This is a genomic window from Bradyrhizobium sp. SZCCHNRI3052 (genome assembly GCF_032484895.1).
Lineage (GTDB): Bacteria > Pseudomonadota > Alphaproteobacteria > Rhizobiales > Xanthobacteraceae > Bradyrhizobium.
Genome location: NZ_JAUETW010000015.1, coordinates 70,605 through 91,443, shown reverse-complemented (window position 1 = coordinate 91,443; position 20,839 = coordinate 70,605). Strand labels below are relative to the sequence as shown.

General features: G+C 66.5%; 21 protein-coding genes and 1 tRNA gene. 14 read left to right on the top strand and 8 right to left on the bottom strand.

What is annotated here, in order from left to right; translation table 11 throughout:
* The first annotated feature begins 6 nt into the window (after positions 1 to 6).
* Positions 7 to 897 carry an ADP-ribosyl-[dinitrogen reductase] hydrolase gene (gene draG, locus QW887_RS29970; protein WP_316167279.1) on the top strand — a complete coding sequence of 297 codons (891 nt, stop codon included), beginning with the start codon at positions 7 to 9 and terminating at the stop codon, positions 895 to 897.
* Between the two features lie 87 nt (positions 898 to 984).
* Here the strand turns inward: draG and hisC are convergent, their stop codons facing one another.
* From hisC to QW887_RS29955, 3 genes are all read right to left on the bottom strand, one after another.
* A complete protein-coding gene (gene hisC / locus QW887_RS29965; RefSeq protein ID WP_315715393.1) occupies positions 985 to 2,052 on the bottom strand; it encodes a histidinol-phosphate transaminase in 1,068 nt (355 codons plus the stop codon).
* Between the two features lie 93 nt (positions 2,053 to 2,145).
* Positions 2,146 to 2,222 (bottom strand) — tRNA-Arg (locus tag QW887_RS29960).
* A 271-nt stretch (positions 2,223 to 2,493) separates the two neighbouring features.
* A complete protein-coding gene (locus QW887_RS29955) occupies positions 2,494 to 3,969 on the bottom strand; it encodes a HAMP domain-containing sensor histidine kinase (RefSeq protein WP_315715364.1) in 1,476 nt (491 codons plus the stop codon).
* A gap of 513 nt (positions 3,970 to 4,482) precedes the next feature.
* Here QW887_RS29955 and rpmH point away from each other — a divergent pair.
* From rpmH to dapE, 11 genes are all read left to right on the top strand, one after another.
* Entirely contained in the window at positions 4,483 to 4,617 is a 135-nt protein-coding gene (gene rpmH, locus QW887_RS29950) for a 50S ribosomal protein L34 (RefSeq protein ID WP_006609582.1), read from the top strand.
* 31 nt (positions 4,618 to 4,648) lie between these two features.
* Positions 4,649 to 5,059: a ribonuclease P protein component gene (gene rnpA / locus QW887_RS29945; RefSeq protein ID WP_315715363.1), complete on the top strand. Its 411-nt coding sequence runs from the start codon at positions 4,649 to 4,651 to the stop codon at positions 5,057 to 5,059.
* 22 nt (positions 5,060 to 5,081) lie between these two features.
* Positions 5,082 to 6,947: a membrane protein insertase YidC gene (gene yidC, locus QW887_RS29940; protein WP_315715362.1), complete on the top strand. Its 1,866-nt coding sequence runs from the start codon at positions 5,082 to 5,084 to the stop codon at positions 6,945 to 6,947.
* A gap of 145 nt (positions 6,948 to 7,092) precedes the next feature.
* A complete protein-coding gene (gene yihA / locus QW887_RS29935) occupies positions 7,093 to 7,752 on the top strand; it encodes a ribosome biogenesis GTP-binding protein YihA/YsxC (RefSeq protein WP_316192257.1) in 660 nt (219 codons plus the stop codon).
* Entirely contained in the window at positions 7,749 to 8,120 is a 372-nt protein-coding gene (locus QW887_RS29930) for a DUF423 domain-containing protein (RefSeq protein ID WP_315752203.1), read from the top strand. Before yihA ends, QW887_RS29930 begins: the two co-directional genes overlap by 4 nt.
* Positions 8,121 to 8,195: 75 nt before the next feature.
* Positions 8,196 to 9,092, top strand: a complete 897-nt coding sequence (argB, locus tag QW887_RS29925) for an acetylglutamate kinase (RefSeq protein ID WP_012047096.1) — start codon at positions 8,196 to 8,198, stop codon at positions 9,090 to 9,092.
* Between the two features lie 110 nt (positions 9,093 to 9,202).
* On the top strand, positions 9,203 to 10,267 hold the full coding sequence (locus QW887_RS29920) for a DUF1036 domain-containing protein (protein WP_316192256.1): 1,065 nt from the start codon (positions 9,203 to 9,205) through the stop codon (positions 10,265 to 10,267).
* A 220-nt stretch (positions 10,268 to 10,487) separates the two neighbouring features.
* The gene (locus tag QW887_RS29915; protein WP_316192255.1) at positions 10,488 to 11,180 is read left to right on the top strand and encodes a pyrimidine 5'-nucleotidase; all 693 of its coding nucleotides are present in this window, start codon (positions 10,488 to 10,490) and stop codon (positions 11,178 to 11,180) included.
* Positions 11,181 to 11,435: 255 nt separating this feature from the next.
* Positions 11,436 to 12,281: a 2,3,4,5-tetrahydropyridine-2,6-dicarboxylate N-succinyltransferase gene (dapD, locus tag QW887_RS29910; protein ID WP_316186629.1), complete on the top strand. Its 846-nt coding sequence runs from the start codon at positions 11,436 to 11,438 to the stop codon at positions 12,279 to 12,281.
* A gap of 68 nt (positions 12,282 to 12,349) precedes the next feature.
* On the top strand, positions 12,350 to 13,000 hold the full coding sequence (locus QW887_RS29905; protein WP_315825869.1) for a DUF805 domain-containing protein: 651 nt from the start codon (positions 12,350 to 12,352) through the stop codon (positions 12,998 to 13,000).
* Between the two features lie 17 nt (positions 13,001 to 13,017).
* Complete coding sequence (gene dapE, locus QW887_RS29900) at positions 13,018 to 14,172, top strand: succinyl-diaminopimelate desuccinylase (protein WP_316195683.1); 1,155 nt, start codon at positions 13,018 to 13,020, stop codon at positions 14,170 to 14,172.
* A gap of 83 nt (positions 14,173 to 14,255) precedes the next feature.
* On the opposite strand, the gene truA is transcribed toward dapE, so the two are convergent.
* From truA to def, 3 genes are all read right to left on the bottom strand, one after another.
* Positions 14,256 to 14,993, bottom strand: a complete 738-nt coding sequence (truA, locus tag QW887_RS29895) for a tRNA pseudouridine(38-40) synthase TruA (RefSeq protein WP_316192254.1) — start codon at positions 14,991 to 14,993, stop codon at positions 14,256 to 14,258.
* Between the two features lie 120 nt (positions 14,994 to 15,113).
* Entirely contained in the window at positions 15,114 to 16,049 is a 936-nt protein-coding gene (fmt, locus tag QW887_RS29890; protein ID WP_315825867.1) for a methionyl-tRNA formyltransferase, read from the bottom strand.
* A 141-nt stretch (positions 16,050 to 16,190) separates the two neighbouring features.
* Positions 16,191 to 16,718: a peptide deformylase gene (gene def / locus QW887_RS29885; RefSeq protein ID WP_315715353.1), complete on the bottom strand. Its 528-nt coding sequence runs from the start codon at positions 16,716 to 16,718 to the stop codon at positions 16,191 to 16,193.
* 169 nt (positions 16,719 to 16,887) lie between these two features.
* Here def and QW887_RS29880 point away from each other — a divergent pair, with 169 nt between their 5' ends.
* Positions 16,888 to 18,123, top strand: a complete 1,236-nt coding sequence (locus QW887_RS29880; RefSeq protein ID WP_315752210.1) for a DNA recombination protein RmuC — start codon at positions 16,888 to 16,890, stop codon at positions 18,121 to 18,123.
* Positions 18,124 to 18,240: 117 nt separating this feature from the next.
* Positions 18,241 to 19,626, top strand: coding sequence for an AmpG family muropeptide MFS transporter (locus QW887_RS29875; protein WP_315825865.1), 1,386 nt, complete (start codon positions 18,241 to 18,243; stop codon positions 19,624 to 19,626).
* Between the two features lie 160 nt (positions 19,627 to 19,786).
* On the opposite strand, the gene QW887_RS29870 is transcribed toward QW887_RS29875, so the two are convergent.
* Both QW887_RS29870 and recR read right to left on the bottom strand, forming a co-directional pair.
* On the bottom strand, positions 19,787 to 20,212 hold the full coding sequence (locus QW887_RS29870; protein WP_315715350.1) for a hypothetical protein: 426 nt from the start codon (positions 20,210 to 20,212) through the stop codon (positions 19,787 to 19,789).
* Positions 20,213 to 20,232: 20 nt separating this feature from the next.
* Positions 20,233 to 20,832: a recombination mediator RecR gene (gene recR / locus QW887_RS29865; RefSeq protein WP_316195681.1), complete on the bottom strand. Its 600-nt coding sequence runs from the start codon at positions 20,830 to 20,832 to the stop codon at positions 20,233 to 20,235.
* Between the last annotated feature and the right edge of the window lie 7 nt (positions 20,833 to 20,839).

The following is a 20,839-nucleotide window of genomic DNA, read 5'->3' as shown; positions in this document are numbered from 1 at the left end:
CACAGCATGACCGCACCCGACGTCGAGGAACGCGCGCTCGCGGCCTATCTCGGCTTTGCCATCGGCGACGCACTCGGCGCCACCGTCGAGTTCATGACCCGAGGCGAGATCGTCGCGCAATACGGCGTGCATCGCGACATCATCGGCGGCGGCTGGCTCAAGCTCAGGCCGGGGGAGGTCACCGACGACACCGAGATGTCGCTGGCGCTGGGACGCTCGCTGATCCGCAAGCGCGGCTTCGACGCGCGCGACGTCTGCGAGGAGTTTGCCGCCTGGCTCCGGACCGGGCCGGCCGATGTCGGCAACACCTGCCGCCGCGGCATCCGCCGCTACGTCATGCACGGCACGGTCGAAGGCGTCTACGCCGAAGGCGACGCCGGCAATGGCGCGGCGATGCGCGTGCTGCCGGTGGCGCTCGCGACGCTCGAGGCACCGGACAACGCCGAGACGTGGACGCTGGCGCAGGCACGCGCCACGCACCATCATCCGCTGTCGGACGGCGCCTGCATCGCGCTGGTGCGCATGACTCACGCCTTGCTGCTGGGGGAGGGCCAGGACGCCGTCCGCCGCGAAGCCGATGCTCTGATCGGCAAGCACCGCGCCTTCAGCTTCGTCCCCTATCCGGGGCGGAGCTCGGCCTTCGTCGTCGACACCATGCAGACCGTGCTGCACCACTATCTTGCCGCCAACTCGTTCACCGAATGCCTTGTGCAGACCGTCAACCAGGGCGGCGATGCCGACACGACCGGTGCGCTCGCGGGCATGCTGGCCGGCGCCACCTATGGGCTGGCGGCGATTCCTGCGTGCTGGCGCGACAGGCTCGACCGCGACGTGGCGGCGGACATTGAGGTGCAGGTGCCGCGGCTACTGGCGATTGCGCGCGCGATTCGGGCCTGATGTCTTGGAGCAATGGCATCCAGACGTCGCAAAGTGTGCCGGCCGTGGCGGATCGGCTCCGACCGATCGTCGTCTCAGCCACGGCCCTCAACCATTCTGCGCCAACACCTCGCGCAGCGCGTCCGTCAGCCGCGCGAGCTCCGTCTCCGAGCCGATGGTGATACGCAGATAGTCCGCGATCCGCGGGGCGGTGAAATGGCGGACGAGCACGGCGCGCTGGCGCAACGCTGCGGACAGCGCCTGGCCGGAATGGTCCGGATGCCGGGCGAAGACGAAATTGGCGCTGGACGGCAGCACCTCGAAGCCGAGACGAACCAGCGCGGCGGTGAGGTCCGCGCGGTTCTTCATGATGACCGAGCGCGCCTGCTGGAAATGGGCGTCGTCCTCGATCGAGGCGATCGCGCCGGCCTGGGCGGGGCGGCCGAGCGGGTAGGAGTTGAAGCTGTCCTTGACCCGCGTCAGGCCTTCGATCAGCGCGGCGTCGCCGATCGCGTAGCCGACGCGGAGTCCTGCGAGCGCGCGCGATTTCGACATCGTCTGCACCACCAGCAGGTTGGGATGCTCGGAGATCAAGGGGATCGCGGTCTCGGCGCCGAAATCGACATAGGCCTCGTCGATGACGACGGCCGCGTCGCTGCGGGCAGCAACCAGCCGTGCGATCTCGGCACGCGACAGCGCAATTCCGGTCGGTGCGTTCGGATTGGCGATGATCACCGGGCCGGGACGGCCGACATAATCGTCGATACGCACGCGCATCTCGGCATCGAGCGGAACGGTCGCGTAGTCGATTCCGAGCAGCCGGCAGTAGACCGGATAGAAGCTGTAGGTCACGTCAGGGAACAGAAGCGGCGCCGGCTGCTTCAGGAGCGCCGCGAAGGCATGCGCCAGCACCTCATCCGAACCGTTGCCGACGAACACCTGCTCGGGTGAGACCTTGTGATAGGCCGCGAGGGCCTCGCGCAGCCGCGTTGCCTGGGGATCGGGATAGAGGCGCAAGGTGTCGGCCGCGGCGGCCCGTATGGCCCCGATCGCCTTCGGCGAGGGCCCGAACGGACTCTCATTGGTGTTGAGCTTGACCAGGCCCGGGATCTGCGGCTGCTCGCCGGGCACATAGGGCGACAGCCGATGAACGAGCTCGGACCAGAAGCGACTCAAGATTGCTCTCCTGCGCACCCGAGATCCGCCGATCGACGCATCGATCGGAAGCGATGGACGTGCGAACTGAACGTGGTGTGGATCATCGGCAAATGGCGCGCCCGGAACGATTCGAACGTCCGACCCTCAGATTCGTAGTCTGATGCTCTATCCAGCTGAGCTACGGGCGCGTTTTTCGCATTTGGCAGGCTCCGGGCCAGTGGCCGGATCCCGGAAGGCCGGAGCGGCAAACGCCGGCAGGCCTCGCGAAGGGCCCCTGACTAACGGCTCGGAGACCGCTTGGCAAGGCTGGAGCGGGACATTTTGCGACCATTTTTCCGCAGACGCGCCGGCGCGGTTCGGCATGGCCGGAGCGGACGGGCTTCGTTCCGACACGCCAGGAGTTCCGGGCTCGACGCCTGCGGCATCGCCCGCCGGAATGGCAGGTGAGGCCGATCGGGTTCAGGCGCTGGCGCGCTCGGTCCAGAAGGTCTGCAACTCGACAGGACGGTCGGGGATCGTGATTCGGAAGGTCGCCCCCAGGGTCCCTTCGACCAGTTGGATGTCGCCATCATGGGCCCGGACCAATTCGGCCGCAATCGCAAGGCCCAGCCCCGAGCCGCCCGGACGACCGGCACCGCGGAAGGCCTCGAACAGGTGCTCCCGCACCTTCGCCGGGACACCGGGACCCGTGTCCGAGACCTCCAGGATCGCCACCCCGCCTTCGCGGCGGCCGGTGATGCGGATCTGGCGCACGCCGGCGTCCGCCGCGAGGCTGTCCAGGGCCTGGGCGGCATTGCGCACCAGGTTGAGCAGCACGCGGAACAGCTGGTCGGGATCGGCATCGATCTTCAGCCCGCGCTCGATCGCCGCGATCCAGGTGATCGAGGCATCCGGCGACAGGCCGGCGGTCTCTCGCACCTCGGCGACGACGGGCTCGACCACCACCATGCGGCGGTCCGGCGCCGGCTCCTGGACCTTGCCGTAGGACAGCGTCGACTGGCAGAACGCGATGGCGCGCTCCAGCGAGCGCATCAGCTTCGGCGCGAAGCGCTGCACCCGCGGATCCGGCACGCTGGCGAGCTGATCCGACAGCAGCTGCGACGAGGCCAAGAGGTTGCGCAGATCGTGGTTGATCTTGGACACGGCGAGGCCGAGCGCGGCGAGCCGGCTCTTCTGATGCAGCATCGAGACGAGGTCGCGCTGCATGTCGGCGAGCTCGCGCTCGGCGACGCCGATCTCGTCGGAACGCTGGCTCGGCACGATGATTCGCGCCACGCTCTCCGGATTTTCGTGGAAGCCGACGAGGCTCGCGGTGAGACGCCGCATCGGCCGCACGAACAGGAAATGCAGGGCAAGATAGACCAGCGCCGCGGTCAGCACCGCCAGCAGCAGCGACACGCCGAGCAGGTTGCGCGAGAACCGGTACATCGCCTTGCGCAGCGGCTTCTCGTCGGTGACGACCTCGATGAACTGGGCTCGGCCGGGCGCCGGTCCGATCACCCGCATGGTGTGGTCGCCGGTCTCCGTCATCATCGTCAGCGAGTTCACGATCGACGACCACGCCGTCATGTCGCGCATGTCGAAGTCGTGGTCGATCGAGGCGGGCAGGTCGGCGCTCGCGAGCAGACGGCGCTGCTGGCCCATCTTGATGGCGACGCCGCGCGCGTTGATGGAGGTGAGGATCTGCCGCGCCAGCGAATCCGGCACCATGCCGGACGGCGCGGCGTCGAGCACCAGGGCAGCGGTATTTGCGGCCGCCAGGCGGTCGTTGAGCCGGTTGGTCCAGAAATTGGCGATCGCCGGCACGTAGATCAGCACCTCCGCGATCATCACCAGCGGAATGGTCAACAGCAGCAGCTTTCCAGACAAGCCGAGCCGCCGCGACCGTTTCGGTCGCAGGCGCTCCAGGATTGGCTGGTTGTCGCTCTCGGTCACGTATCGCCCTTGTAAGAGACACCCCACCCTTACGGGACCGCAAGATGGGACTGCACCGGAGTCCGGTCAAATTACGGATCGCTCATGTTCCGGTTTCCAAATCGTTCATAATGGAACCCGAAACTGCACGATCTCTAACGTCTTCAACCCCGCCGCGCCGAAGCCATTCTTGCCTTCGTCGTGTGCGCAGGGTCTTGTGCGCAGGGACTTGCGTTCTCGTCCTGCCTCGTGTCGTTCGCGACGCTGACCCACGGCTGGTGACGAAGGTCTTGACGAGATCTCGGCGTCGTCGATCCCTGCACCGCCTATGACGTCTTGCCGCGATTGACGAAGGCAGGACGCTCCCTTATAAGCCGCGCCAACCGTCCGCGATGACCCGGCTCGCCCGGGAGCGGCTCGATTTCAGGGCCGGCAGCGGTCCATTTCGGGCCCGTAAACATCATCGGACATCAATCGACATTTCAAGCAGGCAAGTTGTCAACTGGCAAATTGCCCGTCAGCGGAGAACGACCCGTGAAGCGGACTTATCAACCCAGCAAACTGGTGCGCAAGCGCCGTCACGGCTTCCGCGCCCGTCTCGCCACCACCGGCGGCCGCAAGGTCCTTGCCGCGCGTCGCGCCCGGGGCCGCAAGCGTCTCAGCGCCTGAAGCCAGGGCGTCTGTCCCGGAGATTTCCATCATGGATCGGCTACGGCAGCGGGCGGACTTCCTCGCCGTTGCCGATGGCGTGCGGGCGAACAGCCCTGCCTTCGTCGTCCAGCGCCGGGAACGGCCGGACCGGGGCCCGGTCCGGATCGGCTTTACCGTCACCAAGAAGAATGGCACCGCCACGGAGCGTAATCGCATCCGTCGGCGGCTGCGCGAGCTTGTGAAACGGCTCGATCCCCTGTCGATGCGGCCGCACACTGACTACGTGCTGGTCGGCCGGCGGGATGCCTTGTCACGCGACTTCCAGACCATGCTCGCCGATCTCCAGGCGACGCTCCGCCGCCTCGACCGGCCGCAGGCCAAGCCGCAGCCGCGCAAGCCGTCGGATGCGGACAAGCCAAACGCTCCCGCACCGGACGCGCATTCCCGCAAACCGGATTGAACGACGAGACGATAAGAAAACGATGACCGACAATCGCAACACCATCCTCGCCGTCATTCTGTCCGGCCTCGTGCTGATCCTTTGGCAGGTCTTCTACAACGGACCGCAGATGGAGAAGCAGCGCGCGCAGGCCCAGATGCAGGCCGAGCTCGCGAAGAAGCAGGCGCCGGCAACGCAGCCTGACAGCGCCGCGCCGTCGGCCACCCCGCAGCCGGGTGCGGCCGCGACCGGCAGCCCGAGCGCGCCGGGCGGCGCCGTGACCAGCACCGGCGTGATGCCGCGCGACACCGCCATCGCCGCCACGCCGCGCGTCAAGATCGACACACCGCGGCTGACCGGCAGCATCTCGCTCAAGGGCGCACGCATCGACGACCTGGCCTTCGTGCAGTACCGCGAGACGGTCGATCCGAAATCGCCGGCGATCGTGCTGTTCTCCCCGTCCAACACCGCCGAGCCCTATTATGCCGAGTTCGGCTGGGTGAACGCCGCCGGCGCCAAGGTGCAGGTGCCCGACCAGAACACCGTCTGGCAGCAGGACGGCTCGAATGCGCTGACGCCGTCGACCCCGGTGAAGCTGACCACCACCAACGGCGACGGCCTGACTTTCCAGCGCACCATCAGCGTCGACGATCACTATCTCTTCACCATCAAGGACGACGTCACCAACGCCGGCAACGCACCGGTGACGCTGTATCCCTACGGCCTGATCTCGCGTCACGGCACGCCGCACGTGTCGGGCTATTACATCCTGCACGAAGGCCTGATCGGCTATCTCGGCGAGAAGGGCCTGCAGGAGTTCACCTACAAGAAGATGGACGACGAGAAGGCGGCGAAGTTCGACGTCACCAATGGCTGGCTCGGCATCACCGACAAATATTGGGCGGCGGCGCTGTTGCCGATGACCGATGCGCGGCTGCAGGCAAACTATTCGTCGAAGCTGGTCGACAACCAGCATCGCTACCAGACCGACTATGTCGAGACCCCGCAGACGGTGCCGGCCGGCGGCTCGGCCAGCGTCTCCACCCGGCTGTTCGCCGGCGCCAAGGAGGCCGGCGTGGTCGGCATCAACTTCCCGATCGGCGGCCTCGGCGGCTACAATCAGAAGCTCGCGCTGAACCATTTCGATCTCCTGATCGACTGGGGCTGGTTCTACTTCCTGACCAAGCCGATGTTCCTGGCGCTCGACTTCTTCTTCCGCTTCTTCGGCAATTTCGGCGTCTCGATCCTGCTGGTGACGGTGCTGGTGAAGGCCCTGTTCTTCCCGCTGGCCAACAAGTCCTATGCCTCGATGGCCAAGATGAAGGCGATCCAGCCGCAGCTCCAGGCGCTGAAAGAGCGCTATCCGGACGACCGGATGAAGCAGCAGCAGGAGATGATGGAGATCTACAAGAAGGAGAAGATCAACCCAGTCGCCGGCTGTCTCCCGGTCGTGCTGCAGATCCCGGTGTTCTTCTCGCTCTACAAGGTTCTCTTCGTCACGATCGAGATGCGGCACGCGCCGTTCATCAGCTGGATCAAGGACCTCTCGGCGCCGGATCCGACAAACCTGTTTACGCTGTTCGGCCTGATCCCGTTCGATCCGACCCAGCTGCCGCTGTTCGGCCACTACCTCGCGCTCGGCATCTGGCCGATCATCATGGGCATCACGATGTGGTTCCAGATGAAGCTGAACCCGACGCCGCCCGACCCGACCCAGGCGATGATCTTCAACTGGATGCCGCTGATCTTCACCTTCATGCTCGCGGGCTTCCCGGCCGGCCTCGTGATCTACTGGGCCTGGAACAACACGCTTTCGGTGCTGCAGCAGGGCTTCATCATGCGCCGCAATGGCGTGAAGGTGGAGTTGTTCGACAACATCCGCGGCACGTTCAAAAAAAAAGCGGCGTGACGAGTAAGGCGGCGTGAGCCGCTGAAGCAACCAACCATCTACCGTCATGGCCGGGCTTGTCCCGGCCATCCACGTTTTGATATCCCGCGCAATGGGCGTGGATGCCCGGGTCAAGCCCGGGCATGACGAAGAGCGAGGCCTTGTCATGACCACCAGCCACGACACCGACGAGCGCCTGATCGAAAAAGGCCGCAAGCTGTTCGCCCAATCGTGGCGCTTCACCCATGCATCTCCCTCGATCGAAAGCCTGCCGCCGATGGGGGCGATCGAGGTCGCCTTCGCTGGCCGCTCCAATGTCGGCAAGTCCAGCCTGATCAACGCGCTGACCGGCCAGAACGCGCTCGCGCGCACCTCGCATACGCCGGGCCGCACCCAGGAGCTGATCTTCTTCGAGGGGCCCGAGCATGCGCCGCTGCGGCTGGTCGACATGCCCGGCTATGGATATGCCGCCGCGGCGAAGACCAAGGTCGCGTCCTGGACCGAGCTGATCCACAAATTCCTGCTCGGCCGCGCCTCGCTCGCCCGCGTCTATGTGCTGATCGATGCCCGTCATGGGCTGAAGGAAGTCGATCAGGAGATCCTCAAGACGCTGGACCGGTCCGCCGTCAGCTATCAGCTCGTCCTCACCAAGGCCGACCAGATCAAGCCGGCTGAGCTCGCAAGCCGGATCGCCGAGACCGAGGCCGCGCTCGCCAAGCATCCGGCGGCGTTTCCTCAGGTGCTGGCGACGTCGTCGCGATCCGGCACCGGCATGCCGGAGCTGCGTGCCGCCATGGTGCGGCTGCTGGAAGAGCGCAGCACATGATGACGCCGTGGCGAATCCTGGTCGCAATGGCCGGGCTGATGGGCGCCGCCGGCGTCGCGCTGGCGGCCAAGGCCGCGCACGAGCCCGACGCAGCGCGGCTCGCGACCGCCTCCACCATGCTGCTGTTCCACGCCTGCGCCCTGCTCGGCACCATCGCGCTGGCAGAGCGCGGCGTGGTTCATCGGCGCATCGGCCTGGTCACGGCGATCGGCTTCGTGCTCGGCCCGGCCCTGTTCGCCAGCGACCTCCTGATGCGGCAGTTCACCGGCGACCGGCTGTTTCCGTTCGCGGCGCCGATCGGCGGTAGCTTGCAGATCGCGAGCTGGCTCGCACTCGCGGTCTGCGCGCTGTGGCCGCGGCGGGCGTGATCCGGCGCTTTGCGCCGCGGGCGGCAATCGGCTAGAACGCGGCGCGACGCCCCCGACAGCCGAGACCTCCCAGACATGACCGACGCGACCACCATCAGCCCGCTCGATCAGGCCCGCATCCTGTCCGAAGCGCTCCCGCACATGCAGGAGTACGACGACGAAACCATCGTCATCAAATATGGCGGCCACGCCATGGGCGACGAGGACACCGCAAAAGCGTTCGCGCGCGACATCGTGCTGCTGGAGCAGACCGCGATCAATCCGGTGGTGGTGCATGGCGGCGGCCCGCAGATCGCGACCATGCTCAAGCGCCTCGGCATCGTCTCCGAATTCGCCGCCGGCCTGCGCATCACGGACGCGGCGACGATCGAGATCGTCGAGATGGTGCTGGCCGGCTCGATCAACAAGCAGCTGGTCGGCTACATCAACGAGGCCGGCGGCAAGGCCGTCGGGCTGTGCGGCAAGGACGGCAACATGGTGCGCGCGGTCAAGGCGACCCGCACCATGGTCGATCCCGACAGTCACATCGAGAAGGTGGTCGATCTCGGCTTCGTCGGCGAGCCGGACAAGGTCGATCTGACGCTGCTGAATCAGCTGATCGGCTACGAGCTGATCCCGATCCTCGCACCGCTGGCGACCTCGAAGGAAGGCCAGACCTTCAACGTGAACGCCGATACGTTCGCCGGGGCCGTGGCCGGTGCGCTGAAGGCCAAGCGCCTCCTGCTGCTCACCGACGTGCCCGGCGTGCTCGACAAGTCGAAGAAGCTGATTCCGGAATTGTCGGTGAAGGACGCACGCAAGCTGATCGCCGACGGCACCATCTCCGGCGGCATGATCCCGAAGGTCGAGACCTGCATCTACGCACTCGAACAGGGCGTGCAGGGCGTCGTCATCCTGGACGGCAAGGTGCAGCATGCCGTGCTGCTCGAGCTGTTCACCAACCAGGGCACGGGCACGCTGATCCACAAGTGAGCACTTCCCGCCAACTCTCTCCGTCATGGCCGGGCGAAAGCGCGGAGCGCGTCTTCGCAATGCAGACAGCCCGGCCATCCACGTTGTTCGGCGAGTTCGGAGCGAGAAACATGGATGCCCGGGTCAAGCCCGGGCATGACGATGGGGAGAGAGCGGGGCGTATCAAACCCTTCCGGACTCGCGCTCCGCTCAGCCTCACTGTGATCCTTCTGGCCTTGTTCGCCTCCCTCACCCCCGCCCGCGCCGACCTCAAGCTCTGCAACCGAATGAGCTACGTCGTCGAGGCCGCAATCGGCATCGACGAGAAGGCGGCAACCGCGACCCGCGGCTGGTTCCGGCTCGATCCGGCGACCTGCCGCGTGGTGCTGCAGGGGACGATGACCGCCGACCGCATTCTCCTGCATGCACGCGCGCTCAGCCTCTACGGCGCGTCGCCGCTCGCCGAGAACGGCAACGATCAGCTGTGCGTGGCGGCGGACAATTTCGTCATCGCCGCCGCCCGCCAGTGCCGCACCGGTCAGACGCCGGCGGCGTTCACGCAGGTGACGCCGAGCAAGGCCGACGACGGCACCCTGATCGCCTATCTCGCCGAGAGCGCCGAATATGACGACGAGCAGGCGCGGCTCGCCGGCATCCAGCGGCTGCTCGGCATCGCCGGCTATGACGCCTCGCCGATCGACGGCGTCGACGGGCCGAAGACGCAAGCCGCGCTCGCGGCGTTCCTGAAAAGCCGCGGGCTGTCATCCGACGTCGTGTCGCAGCCGAATTTCTTCGCGACCATGGTGGACGCGGTGCAGACGCCCTCACCCACCGGGCTGACCTGGTGCAACGACACCCCGCACAAGGTCATGGCGGCGGTCGGCACCGACGACGGCCGCACCGTGGTCAGCCGCGGCTGGTACCGCATCGATGCCGGCAAATGCCTGCATCCCGACATCACCGGGCAGCCGAAGAAGGTCTACAGCTTCGCCGAGGCGGTCGACGATGAGAACCGCACCATCAAACTGAAGAACAAGCCGCTGAACTGGGGCGGGCTGGTGCAGCTCTGCACCCGCGAGAACAAGTTCGAGACATCAGAGCAGGGCGACTGCCCGAGCCGCGGCTTCACCGCCACCGGATTCACCGCCGTCGACATCACCCGCGGCGGCAAGACGCTGCGCTTCGGGTTGCCGTGATGGGCATAGCGATGTTGCCCACGTTGCCACCACACCCACAGCTGTCATCCCGGCGAACGCCGGGATCCATAACCACCGGCCGAGGTTTGGGCCATCGGCATCAGCCATCATGCCGCAAGATAGCTTCCGCGGTATGGGTCCCGGCGTTCGCCGGGACGACAGCGGAATATGCCGCCCTAGCCGGGCATGATGACCGAAGGCAGGATGGACCGACGCCCACATGACAAAATCCCCTCGCGCCTTCGATCACGTCGACACCTGGGTGTTCGACCTCGACAACACGCTGTATCCGCATCACGTCAATCTGTGGCAGCAGGTCGATGCCAGGATCGGCGAGTTCGTCTCCAACTGGCTCAAGGTCGATGCGGAGGAGGCGCGCCGCATCCAGAAGGACTACTACCGCCGCTACGGCACCACGATGCGCGGCATGATGACCGAGCACGGCGTGCACGCCGACGACTTCCTCGCCTACGTGCACAAGATCGACCACTCGCCGCTGGAGCCGAACCCGGCGATGGGCGCGGCGATCGAGAAGCTGCCGGGGCGCAAGCTGATCCTGACCAACGGCTCGCTCGACCACGTCGACGCGGTGCTGGCGCGGCTCGGCATTGCCGCGCATTTCCACGGCGTATTCGACATCATCGCCGCCGAGTTGACGCCGAAGCCGGCGCGCGAGACCTATGACAAATTCCTCAAGCTCCATGACGTCGATCCTGCCAGGGCCACGATGTTCGAGGATCTCGCCCGCAATCTCGTCGTCCCGCACGACCTCGGCATGACGACCGTGCTGGTCGTGCCCGACGGCACCAAGGAGGTGGTGCGCGAGGACTGGGAGCTGGCGGGGCGCGATGATCCGCATGTCGATCATGTCACGGACGATCTGACCGGGTTCTTGCAGCGGCTGGTGGGGTGAAACCCGCCACGCATTGAGCTGTCATTCCGGGGCGATGCGAAGCATCGAACCCGGAATCTCGAGATTCCGGGCCTGGTCCTTCGGACCATCCCGGAATGACGGAGCATGATAAGCCGCACCTCCCGCGCGGACGGCCCCCGCCACCGATGCGTCCTTGACTCTCCGGGTCCAAATCCCGAAAAAGCCGCCCTGCCCACCATGCTCGTACACGGCCGTCCCCGGCTTTCTGCCCAGGGACCAAGCGAGGATCGACCGATGTCACTGTCCGCCCTGGAATCCACCATCAACAGCGCCTTCGATGCCCGTGATGGCGTCTCGACCACGACCAAGGGCGAGGTCCGCGACGCCGTGGAGAGCGCGCTGGAACTGCTCGACAAGGGCGAGGCCCGGGTCGCTGAGCGCGGCACTGACGGCAAGTGGAGCGTCAACCAGTGGCTCAAGAAGGCCGTGCTGCTGTCGTTCCGCCTCAACGACATGAGCGTGATCCCCGGCGGCCCCGGCCAGGCGTCGTGGTGGGACAAGGTGCCGTCGAAGTTCGAGGGCTGGGGCGAGAACCGCTTTCGCGACGCCGGCTTCCGCGCCGTGCCCGGCGCGATCGTGCGCCGCTCGGCCTACATCGCCAGGAACGTCGTGCTGATGCCGTCCTTCGTCAATCTCGGCGCCTATGTCGACGAGGCGACCATGGTCGACACTTGGTCGACGGTCGGCTCCTGCGCCCAGATCGGCAAGCGCGTGCACATCTCCGGCGGCGTCGGCATCGGCGGCGTGCTTGAGCCGCTGCAGGCCGGCCCCGTGATCATCGAGGATGACTGCTTCATCGGCGCGCGCTCGGAGGTTGCCGAGGGCGTGGTCGTACGCAAGGGGGCGGTGCTGTCGATGGGCGTTTTCCTGGGCGCGTCGACCAAGATCGTCGACCGCGAGACGGGCGAGGTTTTCGTCGGCGAGGTGCCGGAATATGCCGTCGTGGTGCCGGGCGCGCTGCCGGGCAAGCCGATGAAGAACGGCCAGATCGGCCCCTCCACCGCCTGCGCCGTCATCGTCAAGCGCGTCGACGAGCGCACCCGCTCCAAGACCTCGATCAACGAGCTGTTGCGCGACTGATTGAACCGCGGCTGCGGCCGCGGCAACGAATCTCCGGGCCGGCCAAGCCATCGGTCCGGAGGACGTCCATGGACTGGACCTGGTTTCTGTTTCGCTTCCACGGCCGGATCAACCGCGCCAAGCTCTGGCTGTCGTTGCTGGTGGTGCTCTGCTGGATGGTCTTTGCCGCCGCGCTGGTGGCGGGCGCGAGCAGGCTGCTGGGCGGCCCGACGGCCTTCAGCTTCAATCTGACCGACATCTTCGCGGTCCTCGACCCGGACACCTTTCGCGGCTTGACCCGCGCCGATATCGTCCCCGCCACGTTCCACGTCATCCTCACCCCCGTGTTCGTCTGGGTGTTTGCCGCAGGCGCCATCAAGCGGCTGCATGACCGCGACAGGAGCGGCTGGTGGACGGTTCCGTTCTTCGTCGTGCCCGGGCTGGTCAACCAGTACGCGGAGCGCATTCCCGGGACGGTCATTCCAGCGATCGTGGGCGGCGCTGGTGCGCTGCTCTCGCTGTGGGCCTTCATCGAATTGTACTGCCTTGCCGGCGATCCCTGGACCAATCGCTTCGGGCCCAACCCGTTGCCGAAGGTCCGATCCAGCGAACGCTCCGGCCAGCCAAGACCGCCCGCGCCCGCCTGGAACCAGCACAAGGAGCTGGAGTTCACCCCGCACGTTGCGAGCCCGCCGCGAGGGGAAGCGGCAATCGGCAGCACTAGCCCGCCGGCAAAATAGCATGTTAAGCGAAAGGCATGACCGATGCCCTCGCCATCACCCGCGACCTGATCCGCTGCCCCTCCGTGACCCCGGCCGATGCCGGCGCGCTCGGCGTGCTCGAGGCCCTGCTGAAAGACGCGGGCTTCACGACGCATCGCGTGACGTTCTCCGAAGCAGGCACGGCCGACATCGACAACCTCTATGCCCGCATCGGCACCGACGGGCCGCACATCACCTTCGCCGGTCACACCGATGTCGTGCCGCCCGGTGATGAAGCGGCGTGGAGCCTGCCGGCGTTCTCGGGCGAGGTGAAGGACGGCTACATCTATGGCCGCGGCGCCGTTGACATGAAGGGCGGCATCGCCTGCAGCGTCGCGGCTGCGCTCGACTATCTGCGCGATCACAGCGGACAGCCGAAGGGCTCGATCTCGTTCCTGATCACCGGCGACGAGGAGGACGTCTCGATCAACGGCACCATCAAGCTGTTGAAGTGGGCGGCCGAGCGCGGCGAGCGGTTCGACCATTGCGTGCTCGGCGAGCCGTCCAATCAAGAGGTCATGGGCGACTGCATCAAGATCGGCCGCCGCGGCTCGCAGTCCGGCACCTTGATCGTCGAGGGCAAGCAGGGCCACGTCGCCTACCCGCACCGTGCCTCCAACCCGGTGCCGGACATCTCGCGCCTGATCGTGGCCTTGTCGGACGAACCGCTCGACAACGGCAGCGCGCAGTTCCAGCCGTCGAATCTCGAATTCACCACCGTCGATGTCGGCAACACCGCCAGCAACGTCATCCCGGGCCTGGCGCGGGCGAAATTCAACATCCGCTACAATGACTGCCATACGCCGGAGACGCTGCGCGCGCTGGTCGAAGAGCGGCTGACGAAGGCCTGCGGCAATCGCATCCGCGCCCGCATCGACTGGCTGCCGTCGAACTCCAACGTGTTCCTGACCAAGCCCGGACCGTTCACCGAGCTCGCCGTCGCCGCGATCGAGAGCGTGACGGGCCGCAAGCCGGAGCTGTCGACCACCGGCGGCACCTCGGACGCGCGTTTCATTTCGAGCTACTGCCCGGTGATCGAGTTCGGCCTGGTCGGCCAGACCATGCACCAGATCGACGAGCGCGCCTCGGTCGCCGACATCGCGACCTTGACGAAGATCTATCGCGGCATTCTCGATCGCTACTTCGCGTGACCCCCTCTCTGCGCATCATTGCGAACGCAGCGAAGGAATCCAGGACGTCTCCGCGGCAGCGATATCGAGTGGAGCGGCCGCAATTAGTAGTCGACCTTCACGAGGTAAAGCCCTTCCGGCGGCGCGACGACGCCGCAGGCGGCGCGGTTGCGCGCGGCGAGCGCGGCGGCCAGATCATCGGCGGTCCAGCGACCCTGCCCGACCCACACCAGTGAGCCGACCATCGAGCGGACCTGGCTATGCAGATAGGAGCGGGCGGAGGTGAGGATGGTGATCGCATCGCCGTCCCTCACGACGTCGAGCTGATCCAGCGTCTTCTCCGGCGATTTCGCCTGGCATTCGGTATCGCGGAACGTCGTGAAGTCGTGCTTGCCGATCAGCCGCTGCGCGGCTGCATGCATTGCATCGGAATCGAGCCGCTGCGGCACCCGCCAGACGCGGCCGACCTCCAGCGCGAGGTTGGAGCGGCGATTGACGATCCGGTAACGGTAGTGCCGCCTGCGCGCGGAGAACCGCGCTTCGAAGGTGTCGGGCACGATCTCGGCGGCGAGCACCGCGACCGGGTTCGGCCGCAGATGCGCGTTGAGCGCGTCGCGCAGCTTGTCCGGGCGGAACTCCTTGGCGATGTCGCAATGCGCAACCTGGCCGGTAGCGTGGACGCCGGCGTCGGTGCGGCCCGAGCCGTGCACACGCGTGGGCACGCCGCAGGTCGCCTGCACCGCCGCTTCGAGCGCGCCCTGCACCGACGGCAAGGTCTCCTGCAGCTGCCAGCCGCAGAACGGCGCGCCGTCATATTCGATGGTGAGCTTGTAGCGGGGCATTCGGTCTATTGCTGCCGTCATCGCCCGCACAGGCGGACGATCCAGTATTCGCCGACGTCTCGGCGCGACAATGCACGTCTCGGCGTACTGGATACCCCGCTTTCGCGGGGTATGACAGCGTTACGAAAAACGAGCACCGCGATTCAATGGGGTGCCGCGCAGGAAATCCGCGGCCTTCATCGGGCCCTTGCCGGCGCGCTGCAGCTCGGTGATGCGGATCGCGCCGTCGGCGCAGGCGATGGTGAGCTGCTCGTCGAGCACGGCGCCCGGCTCGCCCGCGCCGCTGGCGAGCGCGCAGCGCAGGAACTTCAAACGCACCGCCTCGCCATCGAGCGTGACCTCGCTCCAGGCGCCGGGGAACGGCGACAGGCCGTGGATGTGCCGCAGCACCGCATGCGCCGGCTTCGTCCAATCGATCCGCGCCTCCGCCTTCTCGATCTTGGCAGCGTAGGTGACGCCCCCCTCGGCCTGCTTCGTCAACGTCAGCCCGCCGCGCTCCAGCGCCGCCATCGCGCGCACCATCAGGTCGGCACCGATCCGCGAGAGGCGATCGTGCAGATCGGACGCCGTCATCGCGTCAGTGATGGGCAGACGCTCGGCCATCGCAACGTCGCCGGTGTCGAGACCGACATCCATCTTCATGACCATCACGCCGCTTTCAGCGTCCCCTGCCATGATGGCACGGTTGATCGGCGCGGCGCCGCGCCAGCGTGGCAGCAACGAGGCGTGGAGGTTGTAGCAGCCGAGTTTCGGTGCATCGAGAATCGCCTGCGGCAGGATCATGCCATAGGCGACAACAACGGCGGCATCGGCCTCATGGGCGCGGAACCCAGCCAGCGCGTCCTCGGTCTTCAGCGTCTTCGGCGTGAGCACGGGAATGCCGAGCCGGCGCGCCTCGGTCTCGATCGGCGTCGGCACCAGCGCCAGGCCGCGGCGGCCGCCGGGTTTGGGCGCGCGCGTATAGACCGCCGCGATCTCGTGGCCGTGGCCGGCGAGTTCGAGCAGGGTCGGCACGGCGAAATCCGGCGTGCCCATGAAGATCAGGCGAAGCGGCATCTGGTGGAAGATCCTGCATTGCCGAATCCTCCGCGTCATGGCCGGGCTTGTCCCGGTCATCCACGTCGAGCTGCCTGTAACGCGCGGCGCGACGTGGATGCCCGGGTCAAGCCCGGGCATGACGGAGGAGAGAGTTGATCGTTACTCGCTGGCGCGCTTGGCGGCCTTGGCGAACTTCTTCATCACGCGGTCGCGCTTGAGCTTCGACAGATAGTCGATGAACAGCACGCCGTTGAGATGGTCGATCTCGTGCTGGATGCAGGTGGCGTAGAGCCCCTCGGCATCCTCCTCGCGAACCAGCCCGTCGAGATCGGTGAAGCGCACGCGCACCCGCGCCGGCCGCTCGACCTCCTCGTAATATTCGGGGATCGACAGGCAGCCTTCCTCGTAGACCGACAGCTCGTCCGACTTGGCAACGATCTCCGGATTGATGAAGACGCGCGGCTCGCGCTTGCCTTCGCCGTTCGCGTCGGGCTTGGCCAGATCCATGGTGATGACGCGCAGCGGCTGCGCGACCTGAATCGCTGCGAGCCCGATGCCCGGCGCGTCGTACATGGTCTGAAACATGTCGTCGACCAGCTGCCGGATCTCCGGCGTGACCTTCTCGACCGGCTTGGACACCAGCCGCAACTGCCGGTCCGGCAGGATGATGATTTCTCTTAGGGACATGGCGCGCGATTTAAGCCGCGGAACCGGCGCGGTCAATGTGAGGGTGCGCGGTTAAGACTTCGCTAACCATGAATTTCAACGCCTCGTTAACCATGATTCTTAACCTGGCCTTAACCATAAATGTTCTCTCTTCGTTCGCGAGCTTGTGCGAATCGGATAGACGGGCGTGATGACCGCCGCCAGCCAGTCCCTCAATCCTGTCGTCATCATGATCGGCGACCTTCCGGTCCGCGCCAGCGATGCGCTGATCGGATTTGGCGTGCTGGTGGTGCTGCTGCTCGTGATGATCGTGGCGGCCGTGGTGCGTTCCGGCCGGCGCGGCGCCGAGCTCGCGGCCCAGCAGGCGATGCGCAGCGATGAGATCGAACATCGGTTCAGCGAGATGATCCGCGTCCAGAGCGAGGCCTCCGGCCGGGTCGACGCGATGGCGCAGCTGCTCGCCGGCCGGCAGGTTGATCTTGCCCGCAGCGTCAACGAGCGGCTCGATGCGGTGACTCATCGCGTCGGACAGTCGATGGAGCAGAGTACGCGCCACACCATGGATAGTCTGCGCGTGCTGCACGAGCGGCTCGGCATCATCGACAATGCCCACCGTGATCTCAGCGAGCTGACGACCCAGGTCACGACCCTGCGCGACGTCCTCGCCAACAAGCAGTCGCGCGGCGCGTTCGGCCAGGCGCGGATGGAGGCGATCGTGCAGGACGGACTGCCGAAGGGCAGCTACGCGTTCCAGTACACGCTCGCCAGCGGCAAGCGGCCGGACTGCGTCGTGTTCCTGCCCGACGCGCGACCGCTGTGCATCGACGCCAAGTTTCCGTTGGAAGCCGTGACCGCGCTGCATGATGCGGAGACGGACGAGGAGAAGCGCACCGCCGCACAGCGCCTGCGTACCGACGTGCTGCGTCACGTCAACGACATCGCGGAGAAATATCTGGTGGTCGGCGAGACGCAGGACACCGCGCTGATGTTCGTGCCGTCGGAATCGGTCTATGCCGAGATCCATGATGGCTTCGACGACGTCATCCAGAAAGCGTATCGCGCGCGCGTCGTGCTGGTGTCGCCGTCGCTGCTGATGCTCGCGATCCAGGTCATGCAGCAGATCATGAAGGACGCACGCATCCGCGACGCCGCCGACCAGATCCGCAACGAGGTGATCCATCTCGGGGACGATCTCGGCCGCCTGCGCGAGCGCGTGCTCAAGCTGCAGAAGCATTTCGGCGATGTCGGCGAGGACATCCGCCAGATCCTCATCTCGGCCGACAAGATCGAGAAGCGCGCCGCGCGGATCGAGGAGCTCGACTTCAGCAAACAGGACACGCCGGTGGAGTCGCCACGCATCGCGCCAGCTACGGGCACCGCGCCGGATTTGTTTCCGCTGGCGGGACGCGTGCAGGCGGGGGAGTGATTGGGTAGCTCGCCCTTGTCGCAGCTTGAATTTTGCCAAGACTGTCATCGCCCGGCTCGCGGACGATGACAGCTGAGATGGAGAGCGTTTCTTGCGCAAATCTGCTACCACCCATCCATGACCGTACCTGAGGCTTCTTCCGACATCACCGCGACCGGCGCAAAGCCCGAGGCTGCGCCAAAAGCCCCCACCTGGCGCGAGAGCATGGCCGTCTATCTGCAGCCGCGCGTGCTCGTGGTGCTGTTCCTCGGATTTTCGTCGGGGCTGCCGCTGGCCCTGTCCGGCTCGACCTTGCAGATCTGGATGCGCGAACTCGGCGTCGACCTCGGGACCATCGGGCTATTCGCGCTCGTCGGCACGCCCTACACGCTGAAATTCCTCTGGGCGCCGCTTGTCGACGCGCTGCACGTGCCGCTGCTGACGCGCGCCTTCGGGCGGCGGCGCGGCTGGCTGGTGTTCGCGCAACTGCTGCTGATCGCCGCCATCCTGCTGCTGGCGTTGACCGACCCGGCGCACGCGCCGTTCATGGTGGCGCTGGCCGCGCTGCTGGTCGCCGCGATGTCGGCGACCCAGGACATCGTGGTCGATGCCTTCCGCGTCGAGAGCCTGCCGGAGAGTGAGCAGGCCGCGGGCATGGCGGCGTATGTCGCCGCCTACCGCATCGGCATGCTGGTCTCGACCGCCGGCGCACTGGTGGTGGTCAGTGCATTCGAGACCTCGGGGCTGACGCGTCCGTCGTCCTGGATGTGGGGCTATGTTGCGATGGCCGGACTGGTGCTGATCGGCACGATCACGGCCCTCGCGGCGACCGAGCCGGCCCAGTCGCAGCAGGCGGAGGCCGCGATGGGTGCGGACACTGCGCTCACCCGCGTGATGCATGCGGCTGCCGGAGCCTTCGTCGAGTTCCTCGGCCGACGTGATGCGCTCACGGCGCTCGCCTTCGTCGTGCTGTTCAAGTTCACTGACGCCTTCTCCGGCACGATGACCGCGCCGTTCGTGATCGATCTCGGTTTCAGCAAGGTCGACTACGCCGCGATCGTGAAAGGCGTCGGCCTCGCCGCCACGCTCGCCGGCGGCTTTGCCGGCGGCTTCGTCGCGCGGCGCTATTCGCTCGCCATCAGCCTGTGGATCGGCGGCATCGTGCAGGCGCTGGCCAACCTGTCGTTCTCATGGCTCGCCATCGTCGGCGTCAATCAGTGGGCGCTGGCGCTGGCGATCTCTGCGGAGAACCTCACCAGCGCGATCGGCACCGTGATCTTCGTCGCCTATCTCTCTGCGCTGTGCCAGAACCCGCTGCACACCGCGACCCAATATGCGCTGCTCACCGCGCTCGCCGCGGTTGGACGAACCTATCTGTCATCGGGCGCGGGCTATGTGGCGAAAGCGACCGGCTGGCCTGCATTCTTCGTCATCTGCGTGCTCGTCGCGATCCCGAGCCTCGTGCTGCTCGCTTGGCTGCAACGGCGTGGGCATTTCGATGATTTGGGGCCGGTGAAGTTGTAGCTGCCGCCTCACCGTCAACTGTCGTCACTCGCGAAGGCGGGTGACCCAGTATTCCAGAGACGTCAGCTATCCACCGAGGGGCCGCGGCGTACTGGATCGCCCGGTCGAGCCGGGCGATGACTGCAGAAGTCAGGAGGCGGCGCTCGCAGCGTCCCAAGTGTCACCGCTTCACCAAGCTCCACTTGGTCACGACCGCCTCGCTCATCTGCCCCGCATCCTGGGCGCAGGCGATCTCGTCGACCTTGACCGCGATCTGCTTGCCGAGCAGGCCCTTGAGCTGCGAGGCCTGCGCCGTGTTCGCGGTGACGAGCTGGAACGTCTCCGGTCCGGTCTCGAGATTGCACAACCCGCTCGGCGGCGGCAGGCGGCGCGGCTCGCTGGTGATCTGATAGGCGGCGGAGGGCTGGCCCGATTTGGCGCCTTTCAGCTTCAGCGCCGTCAGCTCGCCCGACAGCACGTCACCGGCATTGAGCGGACGCCCCGCCTTCTGCGGTGCCTCGCTTTGCTGCGCCAGCACCGACGGCGCCGAGAGTGCCGCCAGAATCGCGCCCAAAGCCAGCCGTTTGCCGAATCCGCGTTTCGTCATCAATTCACTTCCGTCTGTGCTTAGAACAAGGTCCGCTGCCGCATCGCGGCCGAGAGCGTGCCTTCGTCGAGATAGTCGAGCTCGCCGCCGACCGGCACGCCATGCGCCAGCCGCGTGACCTTGACGTTCGCCTCCTGCAGGAGGTCGGTGATGTAGTGCGCCGTCGTCTGGCCGTCGACCGTCGCGTTCAGAGCGAGGATGATCTCCTGCACCTCCGGCGCATGCGCGCGCTGCACCAGCGCGTCGATGGTGAGATCCTGCGGACCGACTCCGTCGAGCGGCGACAAGGTGCCGCCGAGCACGTGATAGCGGCCGTTCGAGGCCTTGGCGCGCTCCAGCGCCCAGAGGTCGGCGACATCGGCGACGACGACGATCATCGCGGGATCACGCCGCGGATCGGTGCACACCGCGCAGGGATTCTGCGTATCGATGTTGCCGCAGGTCTTGCAGACCTGGATGCGATCGATCGCGACCTGCAGCGCCGAGGCAAGCGGCACCATCAGCGCCTCGCGCTTCTTGATCAGATGCAGGGCGGCGCGCCGCGCCGAACGCGGCCCGAGGCCGGGCAGGCGCGCGAGCAGCTGGATCAGGCGTTCGATCTCAGGACCAGCGACGGCCATCAGTTCA